Origin of the sequence: Micromonospora cabrerizensis (assembly GCF_022230955.1) — a bacterium.
Classification (GTDB): Bacteria; Actinomycetota; Actinomycetes; order Mycobacteriales; family Micromonosporaceae; genus Micromonospora; species Micromonospora cabrerizensis.
In genome coordinates, this window is sequence record NZ_JAKKFI010000089.1 from 146,286 (window position 1) to 164,974 (window position 18,689).

An 18,689-nucleotide genomic window follows, 5' to 3' on the forward strand; every position below is an offset into this window, starting at 1 on the left:
CGGTGCGGCGGCGTCCGCCGCGTGGGCGCGTCACCGGGTCGCCCGCTGTGGCCACGGCTGTCCGGCCGTGTCGCTGGCCCGGTCGGCGACGATGGTGCGCAGCAGGGCCAGCAGCTCCGTGCGGTTGGCGCAGTTCAGGCGGTTGCGCATCCGCGCCACGTGGTGTTCCACCGTCTTCGCCGAGATGAAGAGCCGGTCGCCGATCTCCCGGTAGGTCAACCCCGCCAGCACCAGCTCGGCGACCTCGTACTCGCGGTCGCTGAGCCCCTGCTGGGTGGGGCCGGCGACCCGGGCCGTGCTCGCGCCGGTCGTCGGTGTCTGCCCACCGGGAGCGCCGGGTGGCCGTCCCTGTAACGCGCGGGCGCACTCCAGCAGGGTGGTCATCGCCCGCCGGTCGGCGGTACGGATCGCGGCCTGACCGGCGAGGCGAGCACCGTCCCAGCACAACCCGGTGTCGTGCAGCCCCCGGGCGGCGGCCTCCACCCGGGTCGGGTCGACGACGCCCCGCAGCACCTCCACCCAGCTCTCCGCGGCGGCGGCGACCCTGGCGGCGTACCGGCTGTGGCCGGCGGCGGCGAGCAGCGCGGCGACGTGTTCGTCGGCGACCGCCGGCTGGGCGGTCAGGATGGCGGCGTGCAACCCGCTCCAGTGCAGGGGGACGCTCCACAGCGGCGGGTCGCCGAGGCGGCCCAGCAGGGCGCGCCCCTGGAGCAGGTACGGCTCCAGGCGGGCCAGGTCACCGAGGCGCGCGCCCGCGATGGCCAGCTCACCCAGGGGCAGCAGCGTGAACAGGTCGACGGGGTGCCGGACCACTGCCTCCAGCGCCTGCCCCCACCCGCGCTTGAGCGCCCCGAGGTCACTGTTGCGCCGGCTGACGCCCATCCGGATCGCGGCGGCGAAGAGCAGGTCGCGTGACTCCAACGGCCGCCCGTCCAGGGTCACCGTGGCGAGGCGTTCGGTCGCGGCGTGCGTCTCGCCCCGGACCATCAGGATCCAGGCCTGCAACAGCCGGTGGCGACGAGCCATCAGAGGGCCGCCGACGCCGGCGGCCAGGCCCCGGTGCAGCACCTGCTCGGCGATCTCCAGCTCGCCGCAGTGCACCGCCGTCAGCGCCGCGAGTGCCGCCGGGCTGTCCGGGAGGAGTGCCGCCCGCCCGTCCGGCTCCAGCAGCGCGGCGGCCTGCACGAGCGCGGAGAGCGCGGCGGTCGGTGAGCCGGTCACGCTGTCGCGGACGCCGGCGGCCATCAGCCGGGCGGCGCTGGCGTGCAGGGTCGGGGGTTCGCCGGCGGGGTCACCGGCCGGTGGCTCGGCGGCGGCGGCCAGGTCGCCGGTGGCGAGCCCGCCGACGGTGGCGAACGCCGTCGCCGACGCGGTGCCCGACCACCGGTACAGCTCCACGCTGCGGCCGACGTGCCCACGGTGCGCCAGGGCGGTCGCTGCCACCACGGCCGCCTCGCGGCGATCGGGGGGAGTGGCCGTGGACAGCAGTCGGTCCGCCAGTCGGAGGGCGTCGTCGAGGTTGCCGGCGAGTGCGGCGGCGAGCGCCTGCTCGGCGCTGGCTGGCCGTCCGGCCGCCGTGGCGGCCCCGAACAGGTCGGCGGCGAACGCCGGCTCGTCGGCCAGGGCCTCGTTCGCCGCCGCGACCAGGGTCGGGACCGGGCAGTCACCGAGCGCCCCGACCGCCAGCAGGGACCGGACCAGCGGCAGCACCGCGCCACCCCGGGCGAGCTGCAACTCGGTGAGCCGACGCCAGACCGCCGTCCGCTCGGTGGTGGGGCTGAGCGTCGTGACGGCCCGCCGGACGATCGGCGCGAGCCGGCCGTCGGCGCCGAGCAGCCCGGCCGCCCTGGTCGTGGCGATCAGGTCGTCCACCGCCGCCGGCTCCCGGCCCAGGAGTGCGCCGAGCATACTCACCGGCAGCGTCCCGGCGGCCGCGACGGCCAGCAGCAGTCGTCGTACCGCGTCGGGTTGGACGTCCAGGTCCGGCCCGAGCTCGCCGACGACGGACCGGGGTGGGTCGACCACCGCGCCGGTCGGGGTCTCCGCGCCGGCCAGGCCGCGGGCCAGCCGTTCGACATCGCGGGGTACGCCGCAGGTCTGCGTGTGGACGAAGTCGACCAGGTCGTCGCGGCGGCCCACCTCGGGTGTGGCGGCGAGGTAGGCGGCGGTCTGCTCCCGGGTGAACGGCGTGAGGAGCAGGGCCTGCCCGTCGCGCCGGAGCGAGTCGACCAGCTCACTGAGCGCCGCCGACCGGGGCCACGGGCGGTGGGCGACCACCAGCCGGTGCCGACGGCTGGCGACCAGACCCAGCAGCACCTCGATCCGTGCGTCGTCGAGCAGGTGGGCGTCGTCGACCAGCACCAGCGTGTCGTCGTCGACCGGTTCACCCGGCTCGGGGGCGGTCGTGCGCACGGTGACCCCGGCCCGCTGGTGGACCCGCGCCAGCTCCGCGAGCAGCGCGGTCTTCCCGTGACCGCCCGGACCGGCGATGCCGACGCTGAGCGGGCCGGTCGGATTCTGCACGACCGTGTCCAGCAGGGCCTGCGGCCCCCTGTCCAGCGTCAGCCCGGCCTCGGCGGTGTCATTCATGATCATTGGGGTCATCCTTCGCGTCCCCGGCTGCGTGCCAACGCCAGGCGGGACGGTTTCGGCAGGTCCAGTGGCAGGACCCGGACCGGGGGCCGCGGTGGCGGGTCGCCCGGGACGGTGGTGTCGTGGTGGGGGCGGCGTGTCGCCGGGACGGACGCCCGACCGGCACCACTGACCGGGGCCGGATCGCGGGCCGGTGGCTGTCGGCGGTGGCGCGGCGACACCACCTGGCAGGCGGCCATCGCCGCGCCGGTGGCGGCGGTCAACTGGGAGTCCGGTTCCACCTCGACGGGGACCGGGAGGGCTGCGCTGACCAGCTCGGTGACGAGTGGGACGCGGGTCGAGCCGCCCGCCAGCAGGACGCCGTCGAGCTGCCCCGGCGTCAGGTTGGCGCTGCGCACGGCCCGCAGCAGGAGGTCGACGGTGACCTGCACCGTCGGGCGGATCATGGCCTCGAACTGCGCCCGGGTCACCGGCATCCGGGCCGGGCCGCCCGGCAGGGCCAGCACCACGTCGGCTGTCAGGTCGACGGTCAGCACCCGCTTGACCCGGTCACACTCCGCGCGCAGGCCGCGCAGCGCGGCCTGGGTGCCGCGGCGTGCGCCGGCGGCCAACTCCCGGGCCAGCGCGGTACGGGTGTGGTCGGCCAGCGCCTCGTCGAAGTCGGCCCCGCCGATCGGGTCCAGACCCTGGGGGGTGCCGAACGTCTCGTAGGTGCCGCGCGGGGTGCGACGCACGAGAGCCGCCTCGAAGCTGTTGCCCCCCAGGAAGTAGACGACCGCGGTGCTGCCCGCGAACCCGCGGGCGGCGTGGCTCTCGGCGACCGTGACCGTGCGCGGCAGCAGTGTCACGTTGCGCAGACCGAAGCCGGAGAGCGCCCGGTGCAGCACCTCCCGTCGGTAGGGACGCCACCCCGCCGGGTGGCTGAGCACGACGGCCTCCGCCGGCCCGCCCTCCAGGGCGTGGACCCGTTCCACCACCCACGCCGCCAGTTCGGCGGTGAGAGTCTGCGGCGGGCAGGTTTCGCCGCCGAGCAGCAGGGGTACGTCATCGCCGATCCGGTGCACGAAGTCGCGTGTGGTGCGGCTGCCATCGTCGGTGGCGGGCTCGCCGACGTGCAGCGAGCCGTCTTCGGACAGGCACAGCACCGACGGTACGAGGGTGGAGCCTACCTGCAGCGGGACGGGCTCAGGGCGGGTCCAGGTCGTGCCGTGCGACCGTGCGACCGCGGCGGCGGTGTTGGTGCTTCCGATGTCTATCCCCAGGACGTACGGCATCGTCTCTTCTCCCCCCGTGAGTTGGCCGGCCGGTGGCGATGGTGTCGGTGCTGCCGACGACCCACCCCCGGCGAACCCCGCGGGCTCCTACGTTCGTACCAGAGATCAGTCCCTGGTCGGGACCCTAATCTCGCCGGGTCGGTTTCCCCCTGTCCCCCTAACGTACGAGGCGGCGGAGCCCCTAGTTCAACCGGCCCGGATGCGGGCTGAGCCCCGATGCCCGGGGGCGGGCCCGGCAATAGCGTCACTGTCGACGTACGACACCCGCCGACGCCCAGATCCGAGGAGAACCGGCACATGGACTCGCACCAGACCCTCCACGACTTCGTGCTCGACCTGCTGACGAACCCCGACGCGCGGTCGGCCTTCGACCTGGACCCCGAGGGTGCGCTGCGGGCCGCGGGGCTCACCGACATCACCGCGGCGGACGTGCAGGACGTGGTGCCGCTGGTGGTCGACTACGCGCCGGGGCAGGGCCTCACGCCGCTGGTGCCGGCCGTCGGGGAGCTCGGGTTCGACCCGCTGGTCACCGACACCACGGACGTGGTGGGCCAGTTGCAGAGCGTGGCGCAGCAGATCAGCGTCACGAGTTCTCCCACCGGCGTGGACATCAAGGCCGGTGTGCTCGGCGCCATCGCGGTCGACCCGTCGGCCGCCGCCGCCGGGATCACCGTCCTGCCGGGGATCGGCCTGGGCGTCGGTCCGTACGGGCTGGACAGCGACCTGGCCGGCGTCTCCGACGTGGCGCACACCCTCGACGCCGACGTGGTGCAGCCGGTGGACGCCATCGCGGACCCGGTTCTGGGGAACGTCACCGGCGTGGCCGGCGACCCGGGTGGTGTGCTCGGTGCCACCGACCCGGGTCTGCTCGGCGGTGACCTGACCGGCGGTGTCCTCTCCGGCACCCACGGTCAGCTCAACGGTGTCGTCGGTTCCCTCGGTGTCGACGACACCCTGGGCGGGTTGGGCCTGGGCCACGGCGGAGGGGCTGTCGGTGGCGTCGTCCCGCCGCTCGACGTGCCGTCCACTGTGGGTGGTGTGACGCACCAGGTGGACAGCCTCCTGCCCGGCGTCACCGGCACGGTCGGCGACGTGACCGGAGGCGCCACCGATGGTGTGCTGGGCGACTCGCACGACTCGTCGGACCACGGCCTGCTGGGCATCACCGGCGGCCTGCTCTGACAGGGATCTCCGGCGGGAGCGGGAGGCCGGGTCGCTTCGGGCGATCCGGCCCTCTCCGGTTCCACATCCGGTCCCTCTTGATAATTGAGCCGAAATCCGCACACTTGGTGCGGTGATGGCCGGGATCTGGTTGGACGTGCTGGACGAGATCGCCCGTACGTGCAGTGCTCATGGTCGTGGTGACCTGCTCCAGACGGTGCGGCAGAAGCGTGCCCAACTGCTGGACCCGACGCTGCGCGTCCTGGTCATCGGTGAGCCGAACCAGGGCAAGAGTCAGTTGATCAACGCCATCATCAACGCTCCCGCCTGCCCCGTGGGCGACGGCCGCACGACCCTCCTGCCGACCGTGGTGCAGCACGCCGAAGCCCCGTCCGCCGCAGTCGCTCAGGCGCCGCCACCAGCCTCGGGTCGTCCCGCCGGCTCCGCCGCCACGATGACGGTGGAGCGGACCCCGGTGGCACTCAACCAGGTCGCCGCGGGCGTGGCCGGCCTGGTCGGCCGCCGCGCGGGCGGCGGTCCGGCGTACGTCGAGATCGGGGTGCCGCGCGCCCTGCTCGGCGCCGGGCTGGTGCTGGTGGACACTCCGGGCACCGACGAGGTCGCCGGTGTCGGTGGCGCCGCCCCGGTCGCGGCGCCCGCCCGCGCGGACACCGTGCTGCTGGTCTCCGACTCCACTCGGGAGCTGTCGGTCGCCGAGCTGAACATGTTGCTGCACGTGATGCGCGCGCACCCGAACGTGGTCGTGGTGCAGAGCAAGACCGATCTGGTGGCGGACTGGCGCGCGGTCGCCGAGCGCAACCGGCAGCATCTCGTTGAGGCCGGTGTCGCGGCGGCGCTGATCCCGGTCTCGGCGACACTGCGACTGCGCGCCGCGGCGGCCGACGACCGTGACCTCAACGCCGAGTCCGGTTTTCCCGCGCTGATCGCCCGACTGCAGCGGGACCTGGCCGGCAAGTCCGACCACCTGGCCCGGGCGTCGGTGCAGGCGGTGGCCCGGACGGTGGTGGAGCAGCTGGCCGCACCGCTGCGCGCCGAGCTGGCGACCCAGGAGGCCGAGGAGCAGTCCGGGCCGATCTCCCGCCTGCACGCCGCGCAGCGCGAGGTCGACGAGCTGCGCCGGTGCTCGACCCGCTGGCAGAACACGCTCAACGACGAGATCGCCGACCTGCTCTCCGACATCGAGTACGACCTTCGCGACCGGACCCGGCAGATCCTGCGTACGGTGGACGAGGCGTTCGACACCGCCGATCCGCTCGACGCGTGGGACACCTTTCAGGACTGGTTGGAGCGCAGCCTCGTCGAGGCGGCGGAGGCCAACCACGAGTGGCTGATCCAGCGCTGCGACTGGATCGCCCGCCGGGTGGCCGCCAACTTCAATCGGTACGGCTACGACGTCCTGCCACCCTGGTCCATGTCCATGCCGGACGACATCGGCCAGCGACTGCCGGAGTTGCAACGGCCGACGATCGACAGGTTCACCACCGGCCAGAAGCTGTTCACCGGCATGAAGGGCTCGTACGGCGGCATGTTGATGTTCGGCCTGGCGACCACCCTGGCCGGAATGCCGATGATCAACCCGGTCTCGGTCGGCATCGGGGCGCTCTTCGGCGGCAAGAGCATCCGGGACGAGAGCAAACAGTTGCTCCGTCGCCGTCAGGCGACCGTCAAGACGGCCATCCAGCGCCACGTGGACGACTTCTTCGTGCGGATGACCCGCGACTGCCGGGACGCCGTCCGGCAGGTGCAGCGGATGCTGCGCGACCACTTCACGGGGCTGACCGAGGAGCTTCAGGAGGCCATCGTGCAGTCGTTCCGCAGCGCGAAGCAGGAGGCCGACACCGATGCCTCGCTGCGCGAGCAGCGCCAGCGCGAGATCCGGCTGAAGATGACCCGGTTGGCCGCGCTCTACGAGCAGGCTCAGCAGTTGACCGCCACGCGTTCCGCGCCGCTGCTGTTGGAGCCGCAGACATGACCGTGGGGCTGCGCCTGGACGAGGCGGCCTGGGGGTTGTTGCACCAGGCCATCGATCTCTATCAGGACAACCCGCGGGCCGTGGGGCAGTTGCGCAATCAGGTGGCCCGGTTGGAGCAACCGCTGCGCATCGCGGTCGCCGGGCCGTGGCGGTCCGGCAAGTCGACGGTGCTCAACGCGTTGATGGGCGAGGAGGTCGCGCCGGTCGAGCGGGCCGACGGCGTGTTCACCTGGTACGAGGACGGCCCCGCCCCGCGTGCCACCGCCTATCCGGCCGGTCAGCCCCCGCAGGAGCTGACGGTGGTCAAGTCGGCGACCGGGCTGCGGGTGGATCTCGGCTGGGACACGGGGGACCTGCGCGACATCGTGGTGCAGTGGCCGACGCGGGCGCTGCGGCAGATCACGCTGATCGACACTCCGGCGGTTCCCGGTGACGTCGAGCAGGGGCGGGTGCCCCTGGTGGAGCGGGTGCTGCGGGACTCGGACGCGGTGTTGTACCTGACCCGTGACGGTCGTGACAGTGATCTGCGGATGCTGGAGGCGGGCCGGGACGGCGCCGTCGGGCAGGCCGCCCCGATCAACGTGATCATGGTGCTGTCCCGGGCGGACGAGACCGGGGGAGGCCGGATCGACGGTCTGCTCAGCGCCCGTCAGCTCGCCCGCCGGCACTACCGCGACCCACGGGTGAGCGCACTGAGCGTGAACGTGGTGGCGTGCAGCGGGATGCTCGGCCTGGCCGGCAGGATGCTCGGCGAGTCGGACTTCGCGGCGCTCGCGGCGTTGGCCTCGGTGCCCCGGGCGGGGTTGGACGCCCATCTGATCTCCGCCGAGCGCTTCCTCCGTGGTGATCTGCCGGTACGGCTGGAGACCGAGGTCCGCGGCGCGCTGCTGGACCGGTTCGGGATCTTCGGTGTCCGGTTGGCGGCCACCCTGGTCCGCAGTGGCTTCGACAGTCGGGTGAAACTCTCCGCCGAGCTCATCCGGCGCAGCGGTCTCACCGAGCTGCGGGAGTCGGTGACCCGCTGTTTCATCGACCGCCGGGACACACTCAAGGCCCGGTCCGCGCTGGCCGCGGTGGAGACGCTGCTGCGGGCCGAGCCCACCCGGGGTTCCGGCGAGCTGGTCGGCGCGGTCGAGCAGATCCTCGCCGGTGCGCACGAGTTCCGGGAGCTGCGCCTGCTGGTGGCGCTGCGCAACAACCGGCTCGGGTTCGACGTGGAGTTGGCGGACGAGGCGCAGCGACTGGTCGGGGGCAACGGAGTGGGCCTTGCCGCCCGGCTCGGTGTCGAGCACGAGGCGACCGCGCAGCGGCTCTGGGAGGTCGCCTCCGACGCGCAGTGGCGGTGGCGGGACCGGGCCGAGGACCCTCTGCTTCCGCTGGCGCAGCGGCGCGGGGCGCAGGTCGTCGCCCGCAGTTGCGAGGGGATGATCGCGGAGCTGGTCGCGGGAGGTCGCTGAGGGCCGTCGGGCCGCTGGTCGCCGCCGTTCGGCCATTTCCCGAGGTGAAGGGCACCCCGCGTTGGCAAAACTCGAAGCATTGGTTAGCCTAACCTAACTTTCGGGCCGGGTGGCTCACTTCTCTTCGAGAGATCGGGAACTTCAGCATGCAGAAATGGCGTCCGGTCCTGGCCGTGGCGGCGCTGAGCGTCGCGCTCGGCACGCTCACCGCCTGTGGCAACGACACCGGCACCGGTGACACGGCCGCGGCCGCCGCCTCCGGCCCCTGGTCGTTCACCGACGGGTCGGGTCAGGTCGTCAAGGCGGACAAGAAGCCGACCCGGATCATCGCGCACGCCGGTGAGGCCGCGGCGCTCCTGTCGTTCGGCATCAAGCCCGTCGGCGTCTACGCCGACGAGCCGGTCAAGACCGATCCCAACCTGAAGAACCTCGACCTCGCCGGGATCGAGATCCTCGGCGAGGAGTGGGGCAAGATCGACGTGGAGAAGGCCGCGGCCCTGCGTCCGGACCTGATCGTCGGGGACTGGTGGCCGGCCGAGAAGGCGCACAGCGGCATGGAGGAGGGCGTCGACGAGAAGAGCAAGAAGCTCGCCGACCTGGCCCCCGTCGTCGGGGTCGCGCAGGGCAAGTCGATCGTCGCGCTGGCCGAGGGGTACGAGGATCTCGCCGAGAGCCTCGGCGCCGACGTGAACAGCCCGCAGATCGCGGCGAACAAGAAGCGCTTCGAGCAGGCGGTCGAGACGTTCAAGGCGGCCACCGCGAGCAAGCCGGGTCTGACGGTCGCGGCGATGTCGCCCTCGACCGAGAAGGTCTACGTGGCCAACCCCGAGTACGCGCCCGAGCTGCTGGACCTGCAGACCTGGGGCCTCAAGGTGATCAACCCGGCCAGCCCGGACCCGGCCTTCCCGTACTGGGAGAACCTGAGCTGGGAGAACGCCGACACGTACCAGCCGGACCTGATCCTGTTCGACGGCCGCTCCTTCACCCCCACCGCGAACGCCGAGTGGGGCACGAAGCAGCCGACCTGGTTCAAGATCAAGGCAGCCAAGGCCGGTGCAGCCGTCTCGTGGCCGGCGTTCTGGCTGCACACCTACGCCGATTTCGCCACCGAGCTGGACAAGCTCACCCAGGCGGTCAAGGCCGCGGATCCGAATGTCGGCAACTAGCCAGATCGGGACGCGCACCTCGACCGGAGGCGTGCGGCGAGCCTCTGCCCTCGGGCCGGGGCTCGCCGTCCTCTTCGTGGCTCTCGCCCTCGTCGGCTTCCTCAGCGTGACCCTGGGCTCGCGGGCGATCGGGGTGTCCGAGGTGCTGCACGCCCTGGTCAACTTCGACAGCGACGGGCCGATCAGCAGCACGGTCACGCTGGAGATGCGCGTACCCCGCACTCTGCTCGGCATCCTCGTCGGCGCCGCGCTCGGCGTGGCCGGGGCGATCCTGCAGGGCGTCACCCGCAACCCCCTCGCGGACGCGGGGATCCTGGGCATCAACTCCGGTGCCGCCGCGTTCGTGGTCTTCGCCATCACCGTGCTCGGCGTACGCGGCATCGGTGTCTACGTCTGGTTCGCCTTCGCGGGCGCGATCGCGGCGCTCGCGCTGGTGTACGCGGTCGCGTCCCTCGGCCGGGAGGGTGCCACCCCGGTCAAGCTGGCTCTCGCGGGGGCGGCGGTCACCGCCGGCCTGGTCTCGGTGACCAGCGGAATCGTGATGACCAATGTGGACGCCCTCAACGAGCTGCGGTTCTGGCAGGTGGGGTCGCTCGCCGGCCGGTACACCCCGATCCTGACCGGTGTCGCGCCGTTCCTGCTCCTCGGCCTCGCGGCGTCGCTCGGGTTCGGGCGCGCCATCAACGGCCTCGCGCTCGGCGAGGACGTGGCGCGTGGCCTCGGCCAGAACGTGGTCCGGACCCGCGCGGCGGCGTTCGCCGTGGTCGCGGTCCTCGCCGGCGCGGCCACCGCCGCGTGCGGGCCGATCGTCTTCGTCGGGCTCGTCGTGCCGCACCTGGCTCGGTTCATCTGCGGCCCCGACTACCGGTGGATCCTGCCGTACTCGATGCTGCTGGCACCCATCGTCCTGCTCCTTGCCGACGTGCTCGGCCGCGTGGTCGCGGCCCCCGACGAGCTTCAGGTGGGTGTGGTCCTCGGGCTGATGGGCGCGCCGGCGTTCATCGCGATCGTGCGCTACGGCCGGCTGTCGGAGGTGTGAGCACGATGACGACAACGACGACGAGTGACCTCCGCTCCGCTACGTCCGGCACGGCGGCGGCGTTGCGGGCCAACCGGAGGCGACGCGCCGGCCGGTCCATCCTGGTGACCTGCGCCCTGACCGTGGCGGTCGCCGCCCTCTTCGTGTTCACCATGATGGTGGGCAGTTTCCGCATCGGTGCCGGGGAGGTCATCGCCTCGGTGCTGCACCTGTCCGACAACCCCAGTGTCGACTTCGTCGTCCGGGGACTGCGGCTGCCGACCGCCGCCGCCGCACTGACCGTCGGGCTCGCTCTCGGTGCCTCCGGGACGATCTTCCAACAGGTGCTGCGCAACCCGCTGGCGTCGCCGGACTTCGTCGGCATCACCTCGGGTGCCGGCCTGGCGGCCGCCGCCGGGATCGTGCTCCTCCAGGCCGGCGGCCTCGTCGTCAGCGGGCTCGCCCTCGGTGGCGCGATTCTCGCCGCCCTCGCGATGTACCTCCTGGCCTGGCGCGACGGTGTCACCGGTTACCGCTTCATCCTCATCGGCATCGGGGTGGCGGCCTTCTTCGAGGGCCTGATCGGCTACGTGCTCAGCAGGGCGCAGTTGTTCGAGGCCCGGCAGGCCATGCACTGGCTGATCGGCTCGGTCGGGCAGGCCAGCACCACGGAGCTGCTCCTGCTCACCGGTGCGCTGGTCGTCCTGCTGCCGGTCGCCGTCCTGCTGCAACGGCCGCTGGGCGCCCTCGACCTCGGCGACGACACCGCCCGCACGCTGGGCGCCCGAGCCGAGCTCAGTCGCGCCGGGCTTCTCGGGACCGCCGTCGTGCTGGTCGCCCTCGCGGTGTCCGTGGCGGGGCCGATCGCCTTCGTCGCTCTCGTCGCCGGGCCGATCGCGAACCGGCTCCTCGGTCCGGCTGCCCGGGGTGTCCTGCCCGCCGCGCTGGTCGGCGCCGGGCTGCTGCTCACCGCCGACCTCGTCGCTGTGCACCTGCTGCCCACACCACTGCCCACCGGCGTGGTGACCGGCGCGGTCGGTGCTCCCTACCTGCTGTGGCTGCTGGCCACCACCAACCGGCAAGGAGCGGGCGGATGACCCGACTACGCGCCGAGGGCCTGACCCTCGGTTACGACGACCGGACCATCGTCGACAACCTCGACGTCACCGTCCTCGACGGCAAGGTCACCGCGATCGTCGGCGCCAACGCCTGCGGCAAGTCCACCCTGCTGCGCGGTCTGGCCCGACTGCTCGCACCACGGGCGGGAACGGTGCTGCTCGACGGCAGGTCGCTCGCCGAGCTGCGCAACATCGACGTCGCCAAGGTCCTCGGGCTCCTCCCGCAGACCCCCGTCGCGCCCGACGGCATCACCGTCGCCGACCTCGTCTCCCGAGGGCGCTACCCCCATCAGGGGTGGTTCCGGCGGTGGAACGACGACGACCACGACGCCGTGGCCCGGGCCCTCGACGCCACCGGCACCGCGGACCTGATCGACCGCCCGATCCGGGAGTTGTCCGGCGGTCAACGCCAGCGCGTCTGGGTGGCCATGGCCCTGGCCCAGGACACCGACCTGCTGCTCCTCGACGAGCCCACCACCTATCTGGACATCAACCACCAGGTGGAGCTGCTGCGGCTGCTGCGGAAACTGAACGCGGAGTCCGGCAAGACCATCGTCATCGTCATGCACGACCTCAACCTTGCCTGCCGTTACTGCGACCACCTCATCGCGATGTCCAGTGGCGCGATCGTCGCCGAGGGCGCTCCCGTGGACGTGGTCACCGGCGACCTCGTCGAGCAGGTGTTCGGTCTCAACTGCCTCGTCGTACCGGACCCGATCGCCGGCACGCCGATGGTCGTACCCGCCTGAGCTGACGTGCCGGAGAGGGCGGCCGTGACGGCCGCCCTCTCCCGGTGCCCGCGACTGCTCAGCGCGGTTGGTACGTCTGGCAGTCGGCGATGTCCTGCCCCGGGCCGACCCGAATGGACGGTGCGTGGCACTCCAGCTCGGCGTTGTGCTGGCAGTCGCTGCGCTTACAGGCACCGACCTGGGCGATGACCCGGTCCAGCCCGCCCTTGGCCGAGGTGTCGATGAACGTGGCGCAGTTGGCGTTCTGGTGCCCGTTCTCCTGCCCGATTGTGATGGCGAACGCGTGGCAGCCGTCGTGGTTGTAGCCGCAGTCGGTGACGGTGCACTCGTGGACCCGCGGCATCTCCAGCATGTCAGTCATCAGCGCTCTCGCTTTCGTCGGTGGTGCCGGGTAATCCCAGTACCCGGCGCCGACGGGACAATTCCCCAAGGGCTGCCCCTTTTAGGGGTATTTCGCATAGGCCAGCCTTGCCTAAGCGCAACGATCGTCTTCGGTCATTCAGTGCACACGGCGGCTCCGGCAGCCGTGCGCCTGGTGAAGCAGCGCCTCGATCTCGGCCCCGAGGTGGTCCGGATGCCGAAGCGGTGCACCGAAGCTCAGCCGGACGTCGCGGTCACCCCTGGCCAGCTCCAACCGGAGCACGACGCCGTGGCGGTCCAGGCGTACCGGCCGGACCTGGCGAACACCCTGGAGATGGCGGGTCGGTATCAGTCGGCACAGCCGTTCGACGGCCTGCGGGTGGTGGTGGTCGAGGTGGCAGAGCAGGTCGGCCTCGGCGGCGGCCAGTGGGTCGGGCCGGGCGGCCGCGAAGGCGTCCGGGCCGACGGAGATGGTGTGGCCCTCGACGGTCAGCTCGGCGGTGGCGAGGTCGAGAAGCGCCACCATGTCCTGATCATTCTCGGTCGTGGTGGGCTCGATCGCCAGCCAGCCGGTGAGGGTGCCTCGCCCCCGCACCCGGTTGCGCACCGGGGTGGGCGCCAGATCGGTCACCTCGACCATCGCCACGGTTTCCCGCTGCTGCGCGAGGTGGTCGGTCAGGTGACATCCGGCCGGCAGGTCGACCCGCAGCCGTCCGTCGCCAGTCACGACGTGCCGTCCGGCGACGTACGCCTCGATCCCGGGGACGTGCAGGGTGAGGGAGTCGGCGGCGACGAGCATCGATCGGAGTCGGACAGCCGCGTCGTCGGTGGTGTCCGTGCTGGTCGAGGGCTTGCTCACGGCGATCATCTCCTAATAAGGTTAGCCTTACCTTACTTGAGAGGTGAAGGATGAATCAGACCCGTCCCAAGGTCAAGCGCTCCCGCGCTCTGGGCATCGCGCTGACCCCGAAATGTGTGCGCTACTTCGAGCGCCGACCGTTCCCGCCGGGGCAGCACGGCCGCGCCCGACGCACCACCAGCGACTACAAGGTCCGACTGTTGGAGAAGCAGCGGCTCAAGGCGCAGTACGACCTGCACGAGGGCCAGCTCCGGCGCGCGTTCGACCGGGCGGTGCGCCGGCCCGGCAAGACCGGTGAGGAGCTGATCGTCGAGCTGGAGACCCGGCTGGACGCGCTGGTGCTGCGAGCTGGTCTCGCCCGCACCATCTACCAGGCCCGCCAGATCGTCACCCACCAGCACGTCACGGTGAACGGCCGCCGCCTGGACCGACCGTCCGCGCGGCTGCAACCCGGCGACGTCATCGCCGTCGCGGAGCGCAGCCGGGGCAAGGCCCCGTTCCTCGTCGCGGCGGCGGGTGCACACGCCTCGGAGCGGCTCGCCCCCTATCTCGACGTCAGCCTGGCCGGCCTGACCGCGCGCCTGACCCGACTCCCGCTGCGGTCGGAGGTCCCGGTCGTCTGCGACGAGCAACTCGTCGTGGAGTACTACTCGCGCTGACGCGAGGACGACCGACCGTTGGGAAGGGCCCCGAGCGCGTAGGCCGCGCTCCGGGGCCCTCCGCGTACGGATCGCAGCCGGAAAACCGTTATTCGATCTAGCTCTCGACGGTCGTCTCTGACCTGCGGAGATAACGCTCTCAGGATTGGTGGGAGAGTGCTTGACGCGCCCGTGATCCGGACGCAACCATGCATTCACATATCTCGTCCCACCACCGCCAGGCGTGATCGGCGCACGCCGTCCCTCGCACCGCGAAAGGACCCCACTGTGCGCAGATCCCTGAGATCGTGGCTCGGCCTCGCGCTGAGCGCGGTCCTCGTTGCCGGCGGCATCGTCGCCTCGCCACCCACGGCCAGCGCCGCACCCTTCACCGTGCTGGTCTTCAGCAAGACCGCCGGATTCCGGCACGGTTCCATCACCCCGGGCATCGCCGCCATCCAGCAGCTCGGCGCCGCCAACGGCTTCACCGTCGAGGCGACCGAGGACTCCGCCCAGTTCACCGACGCCAACCTCGACCGGTTCGCCGCGGTGATCTGGCTGTCCACCACCGGCGACGTGCTCAACGCCGCCCAGCAGGCTGCGTTCGAGCGCTACATCACCGGCGGCGGCGGCTACGTCGGCGTGCACGCCGCCTCCGACACCGAGTACGACTGGCCCTGGTACGGCGGGCTGGTCGGGGCGTACTTCGCCTCGCACCCCGCCGAGCAGAACGTCACCGTCAAGGTCGCCGACCAGGTGCACCCGTCCACCGCGACGCTGCCGCAGCGGTGGAACCGGTTCGACGAGCTGTACAACTACCGCACCAACCCGCGGGGCAACGCGCACGTGCTCGCCACCCTGGACGAGAGCACCTACACCGGCGGGAGCATGGGTGCCGACCACCCGATCTCCTGGTGCCAGAACTACTCCGGCGGCCGGGCCTGGTACACGGGCCTCGGGCACACCGACGCGTCGTACACCGAGGCGAGCTTCCGTCAGCATCTGCTCGGCGGCATCCAGACGGCCGCCGGCGCGGTCGACGCCGACTGCGGCCCCACCGTCACCAGCAGCTTCCAGCAGGTGGAGCTGGCCAAGGGCGCGGCCGAGACCGGTGAGCCGATGAGCCTCACCGTCCTGCCGGACCGGGGCGTGCTGCACACCTCGCGCAACGGCGTGATCCGGCACACCGACGCCGCCGGCAACACCAAGATCGCCGCCACGCTGCCGGTCTACACCGGAGACGAGGAGGGTCTGCAAGGCATCAAGGCCGACCCGAACTTCGCCACCAACCGCTGGGTGTACGCGTACTTCGCCCCACCACTGAGCACCCCCGGTGGCGGCGCGCCGGCCACCGGCACCCCGGCCGAGTTCGCCGTCTGGGAAGGCGTCAACCGGCTGGCCCGGTTCACCGTCAACGCGGACAACACCATCAACCTGGCCAGCGAGACGCTGATCCTCGACGTGCCGACCAGCCGGGGCATGTGCTGCCACGTGGGCGGTGACATGGACTTCGACGCGGCGGGCAACCTCTACCTGTCCACCGGTGACGACACCAACCCGTTCGACTCGGCCGGCTTCACGCCGATCGACGAGCGGGCCGGGCGCAACCCGGCGTTCGACGCGCAGCGCACCTCGGCCAACAGCAACGACCTGCGGGGCAAGGTGCTCCGGATCAAGCCGAGCACGGCCGGCGGTTACACCATCCCGGCCGGCAACATGTTCGCCCCGGGCACCGCGCGGACCCGCCCGGAGGTCTACGCGATGGGCTTCCGCAACCCGTTCCGGATGAGCGTGGACAAGGCCACCGGCATCGTCTACCTCGGTGACTACGGTCCCGACGCGGGCACCGCCGACCCGAACCGCGGGCCGGCGGGCAACGTGGAGTTCGCCCGGATCGACCGGCCCGGCTTCTACGGCTGGCCGTACTGCACCGCCCGCAACGACGCGTACAACGACTACACCTTCCCGTCCGGCCCGTCCGGGCCGAAGTTCAACTGCGCGGGCGGGCCGGTCAACAACTCGCCCAACAACACCGGCATCACCCAGTTGCCGCCGGCCGTCTCGGCGTGGCTGCCGTACGGCGGCTCCGGCTCGCCGCCGGAGTTCACCGGCGGTGGCCTGTCGCCGATGGGCGGCCCGGTCTACCGGTACGACCCGAACAACACCTCGCCCGTGGCGTTCCCGGAGTACTACGACGGGACCTACTTCGCCGGTGAGTTCGGCCGCCGCTGGATCAAGAACATCAAGCTCGACGGGTCCGGCCAACCGCTGAAGATCAACCCGTTCCCGTGGACCGGCACGCAGGTCATGGACATGGAGTTCGGGCCCGACGGCGCGCTCTACGTGCTCGACTACGGCACCGGCTGGTTCAACGGCGACGCCAACTCGGCGCTCTACCGCATCGAGTACGCCCGCGAGGGCAGAGCGCCCGTCGCCAAGGCCTCGGCCACCCCGACCAGTGGCACCGCGCCGCTGACCGTGGCCTTCTCCTCGGCCGGCACGCTCGACCCGGACGGCGACCCGTTCACCTACGCCTGGGACTTCGACAACAACGGCACCACCGACTCGACCGCGGCGAACCCGAGCTTCACGTACACCACCAACGGGACCCGCAGTCCGACGTTGACGGTCCGGGACACCACCGGCAAGACGGCCACCGCGAGCGTGGTCGTCACGGTCGGCAACAGTGCCCCGGTGGTCACGGTGAACACCCCGTTGAACGGGCAGACCTTCACCTTCGGGGACGCCGTGCCGTTCTCCGTCACCGTCACCGACGCGCAGGACGGTGCGATCAACTGCGCCCGGGTGAAGGTGAACTACGTCCTCGGCCACGACTCGCACGGCCACCAGCTCGGCAGCGTGCAGGGCTGCTCCGGCGTCATCCAGACCTCGGCGGACGGCGAGCACGACACGGCGGCGAACATCTTCGGCATCATCGACGCCGAGTACACCGACCTGGGCGGTGGTGGTCAGCCGGCACTGACCACGCACACCCAGGCCGTCCTGCAACCACGGGTACGTCAGGCCGAGCACTTCGGTGACTCGTCCGGCGTCCAGGTCGTCGCCGGGGCAGCCGGGCACGGCGGCGCGGCGGTCGGCTACATCGACAACAACGACTGGATCTCGTTCCGTCCCTACAACCTGACCGGCGTCCAGTCGTTCAGCGCCCGGGTCGGTGCCCCGGCCGGTGGCGGTGGCACGCTGGAGCTGCGGGTCGATTCGCCGACCGGGCCGTTGGTCGGCTCGGCCACCGTGGTCTCCACCGGCGGGTACGCCAACTTCGCCACGGTCACCGGTGGGGTCACCGCCCCGACCGGCACCCGGACCCTGTTCCTGGTCTTCAAGGGCGCCGGCCCGTACTTCGACATCGACGAGTTCACGCTCTCCACCACCCCCGGTGGGCCCGGGCCGGACCCGGACCCCGACCCGGATCCCGATCCGGGCGCCAACCTGGCCCGGGGCAAGCCGGCGCGTGCGTCCAGCTTCGAGGGCGCGTACGGCGCGGCCAACGCGTTCGACGGCGTGGCCGGAACCCGGTGGGGCAGCTCCTTCAGTGACCCCCAGTGGATCGATGTGGACCTCGGCGCCACATACTCGGTCAGCCGGGTCAAACTGACCTGGGAGGCGGCGTACGGCAGTGGTTACCAGATCCAGACCTCGCCGGACGGGGTCAACTTCACCACGATCCGCACCGTGACCGGCGGCGACGGCGGGGTGGACGACGTGACCGGGCTCAGCGGCTCCGGCCGCTACATCCGGCTCCTCGGCACCACCCGGGGCACCGCCTGGGGCTACTCGCTGTTCGAGTTCGAGGTGTACGGCGGCACCGGCAACCCGACCGGCGGCAACCTGCTGCTCAACAAGCCGACGTCCACGTCCAGCAACGAGGGGGCCGACGTGTCCGGCGCCCAGGCGGTGGACGGCAGCCTCACCACCCGTTGGTCGAGCACCTTCTCCGACCCGCAGTGGATCCGCGTCGATCTCGGCAGCCCGACCGCGATCGGTCGGGTCAAGCTGAGCTGGGAGGCGGCGTACAGCAGCGCGTACCAGATCCAGACCTCGAACGACGGCACCACCTGGACGACCGTGAAGACGGTGACCGGCGCCGACGGCGGGGTGGACGAGCACACCGCGCTCAATGCCAACGGCCGCTACCTGCGGATCAACGGCACCGCCCGGGGCACCGGGTACGGCCACTCGCTCTGGGAGGTGGAGGCGTACACCAGCTGAACCACCACCAGGGTCCGCCCCCACCGTCGATCTGGCGGTGGGGGCGGACCCGCCTCGATCACGTAGCAGCGGGG

General features: G+C 71.8%; 13 protein-coding genes. 9 read left to right on the forward strand and 4 right to left on the reverse strand.

Annotated elements, in window-relative coordinates; genetic code table 11:
- Nucleotides 1-30: 30 nt before the first annotated feature.
- Together LADH09A_RS24170 and LADH09A_RS24175 are read right to left on the reverse strand one after the other, a co-directional pair.
- Nucleotides 31-2,595, reverse strand: coding sequence for a helix-turn-helix transcriptional regulator (locus LADH09A_RS24170; RefSeq protein ID WP_238647755.1), 2,565 nt, complete (start codon nucleotides 2,593-2,595; stop codon nucleotides 31-33).
- A 5-nt stretch (nucleotides 2,596-2,600) separates the two neighbouring features.
- A complete protein-coding gene (locus LADH09A_RS24175) occupies nucleotides 2,601-3,866 on the reverse strand; it encodes an Hsp70 family protein (RefSeq protein WP_238647756.1) in 1,266 nt (421 codons plus the stop codon).
- A 297-nt stretch (nucleotides 3,867-4,163) separates the two neighbouring features.
- Between LADH09A_RS24175 and LADH09A_RS24180 the strand changes: the two genes are divergently transcribed.
- The 7 genes from LADH09A_RS24180 (at nucleotide 4,164) to LADH09A_RS24210 (ending at nucleotide 12,528) form a co-directional block, all read left to right on the forward strand.
- Nucleotides 4,164-5,048: an IniB N-terminal domain-containing protein gene (locus LADH09A_RS24180; RefSeq protein ID WP_238647757.1), complete on the forward strand. Its 885-nt coding sequence runs from the start codon at nucleotides 4,164-4,166 to the stop codon at nucleotides 5,046-5,048.
- Nucleotides 5,049-5,163: 115 nt separating this feature from the next.
- Nucleotides 5,164-7,020 carry a dynamin family protein gene (locus LADH09A_RS24185; protein WP_238647785.1) on the forward strand — a complete coding sequence of 619 codons (1,857 nt, stop codon included), beginning with the start codon at nucleotides 5,164-5,166 and terminating at the stop codon, nucleotides 7,018-7,020.
- Nucleotides 7,017-8,477, forward strand: a complete 1,461-nt coding sequence (locus LADH09A_RS24190; protein WP_238647758.1) for a dynamin family protein — start codon at nucleotides 7,017-7,019, stop codon at nucleotides 8,475-8,477. The genes LADH09A_RS24185 and LADH09A_RS24190 overlap by 4 nt, the downstream gene beginning before the upstream one ends.
- Before the next feature lie 146 nt (nucleotides 8,478-8,623).
- Nucleotides 8,624-9,643, forward strand: a complete 1,020-nt coding sequence (locus LADH09A_RS24195; protein WP_238647759.1) for an ABC transporter substrate-binding protein — start codon at nucleotides 8,624-8,626, stop codon at nucleotides 9,641-9,643.
- 31 nt (nucleotides 9,644-9,674) lie between these two features.
- Nucleotides 9,675-10,682 carry a FecCD family ABC transporter permease gene (locus LADH09A_RS24200; RefSeq protein WP_238647760.1) on the forward strand — a complete coding sequence of 336 codons (1,008 nt, stop codon included), beginning with the start codon at nucleotides 9,675-9,677 and terminating at the stop codon, nucleotides 10,680-10,682.
- Nucleotides 10,683-10,687: 5 nt separating this feature from the next.
- Complete coding sequence (locus LADH09A_RS24205; protein WP_238647761.1) at nucleotides 10,688-11,758, forward strand: FecCD family ABC transporter permease; 1,071 nt, start codon at nucleotides 10,688-10,690, stop codon at nucleotides 11,756-11,758.
- Complete coding sequence (locus LADH09A_RS24210; protein WP_238647762.1) at nucleotides 11,755-12,528, forward strand: ABC transporter ATP-binding protein; 774 nt, start codon at nucleotides 11,755-11,757, stop codon at nucleotides 12,526-12,528. The genes LADH09A_RS24205 and LADH09A_RS24210 overlap by 4 nt, the downstream gene beginning before the upstream one ends.
- Nucleotides 12,529-12,586: 58 nt before the next feature.
- Here LADH09A_RS24210 and LADH09A_RS24215 read toward each other — a convergent pair whose 3' ends face one another.
- Nucleotides 12,587-12,889, reverse strand: coding sequence for a DUF1540 domain-containing protein (locus LADH09A_RS24215; protein WP_238647763.1), 303 nt, complete (start codon nucleotides 12,887-12,889; stop codon nucleotides 12,587-12,589).
- 138 nt (nucleotides 12,890-13,027) lie between these two features.
- A complete protein-coding gene (locus LADH09A_RS24220; RefSeq protein ID WP_274530087.1) occupies nucleotides 13,028-13,687 on the reverse strand; it encodes a DUF2470 domain-containing protein in 660 nt (219 codons plus the stop codon).
- Between the two features lie 110 nt (nucleotides 13,688-13,797).
- On the opposite strand from LADH09A_RS24220, the gene rpsD reads away from it, so the two are divergent.
- Complete coding sequence (gene rpsD / locus LADH09A_RS24225; protein WP_238647765.1) at nucleotides 13,798-14,406, forward strand: 30S ribosomal protein S4; 609 nt, start codon at nucleotides 13,798-13,800, stop codon at nucleotides 14,404-14,406.
- 267 nt (nucleotides 14,407-14,673) lie between these two features.
- On the forward strand, nucleotides 14,674-18,615 hold the full coding sequence (locus LADH09A_RS24230) for a ThuA domain-containing protein (RefSeq protein ID WP_238647766.1): 3,942 nt from the start codon (nucleotides 14,674-14,676) through the stop codon (nucleotides 18,613-18,615).
- Nucleotides 18,616-18,689 lie beyond the last annotated feature (74 nt).

Bases quoted from the DNA above. Each gene is read 5' to 3' on its own strand.
- LADH09A_RS24170 (WP_238647755.1), bottom strand. From the start codon at position 2,595: ATGATCATGAATGACACCGCCGAGGCCGGGCTGACGCTGGACAGGGGG.
- LADH09A_RS24175 (WP_238647756.1), bottom strand. From the start codon at position 3,866: ATGCCGTACGTCCTGGGGATAGACATCGGAAGCACCAACACCGCCGCC.
- LADH09A_RS24180 (WP_238647757.1), top strand. From the start codon at position 4,164: ATGGACTCGCACCAGACCCTCCACGACTTCGTGCTCGACCTGCTGACG.
- LADH09A_RS24185 (WP_238647785.1), top strand. From the start codon at position 5,164: ATGGCCGGGATCTGGTTGGACGTGCTGGACGAGATCGCCCGTACGTGC.
- LADH09A_RS24190 (WP_238647758.1), top strand. From the start codon at position 7,017: ATGACCGTGGGGCTGCGCCTGGACGAGGCGGCCTGGGGGTTGTTGCAC.
- LADH09A_RS24195 (WP_238647759.1), top strand. From the start codon at position 8,624: ATGCAGAAATGGCGTCCGGTCCTGGCCGTGGCGGCGCTGAGCGTCGCG.
- LADH09A_RS24205 (WP_238647761.1), top strand. From the start codon at position 10,688: ATGACGACAACGACGACGAGTGACCTCCGCTCCGCTACGTCCGGCACG.
- LADH09A_RS24210 (WP_238647762.1), top strand. From the start codon at position 11,755: ATGACCCGACTACGCGCCGAGGGCCTGACCCTCGGTTACGACGACCGG.
- LADH09A_RS24215 (WP_238647763.1), bottom strand. From the start codon at position 12,889: ATGACTGACATGCTGGAGATGCCGCGGGTCCACGAGTGCACCGTCACC.
- LADH09A_RS24220 (WP_274530087.1), bottom strand. From the start codon at position 13,687: ATGCTCGTCGCCGCCGACTCCCTCACCCTGCACGTCCCCGGGATCGAG.
- rpsD (WP_238647765.1), top strand. From the start codon at position 13,798: ATGAATCAGACCCGTCCCAAGGTCAAGCGCTCCCGCGCTCTGGGCATC.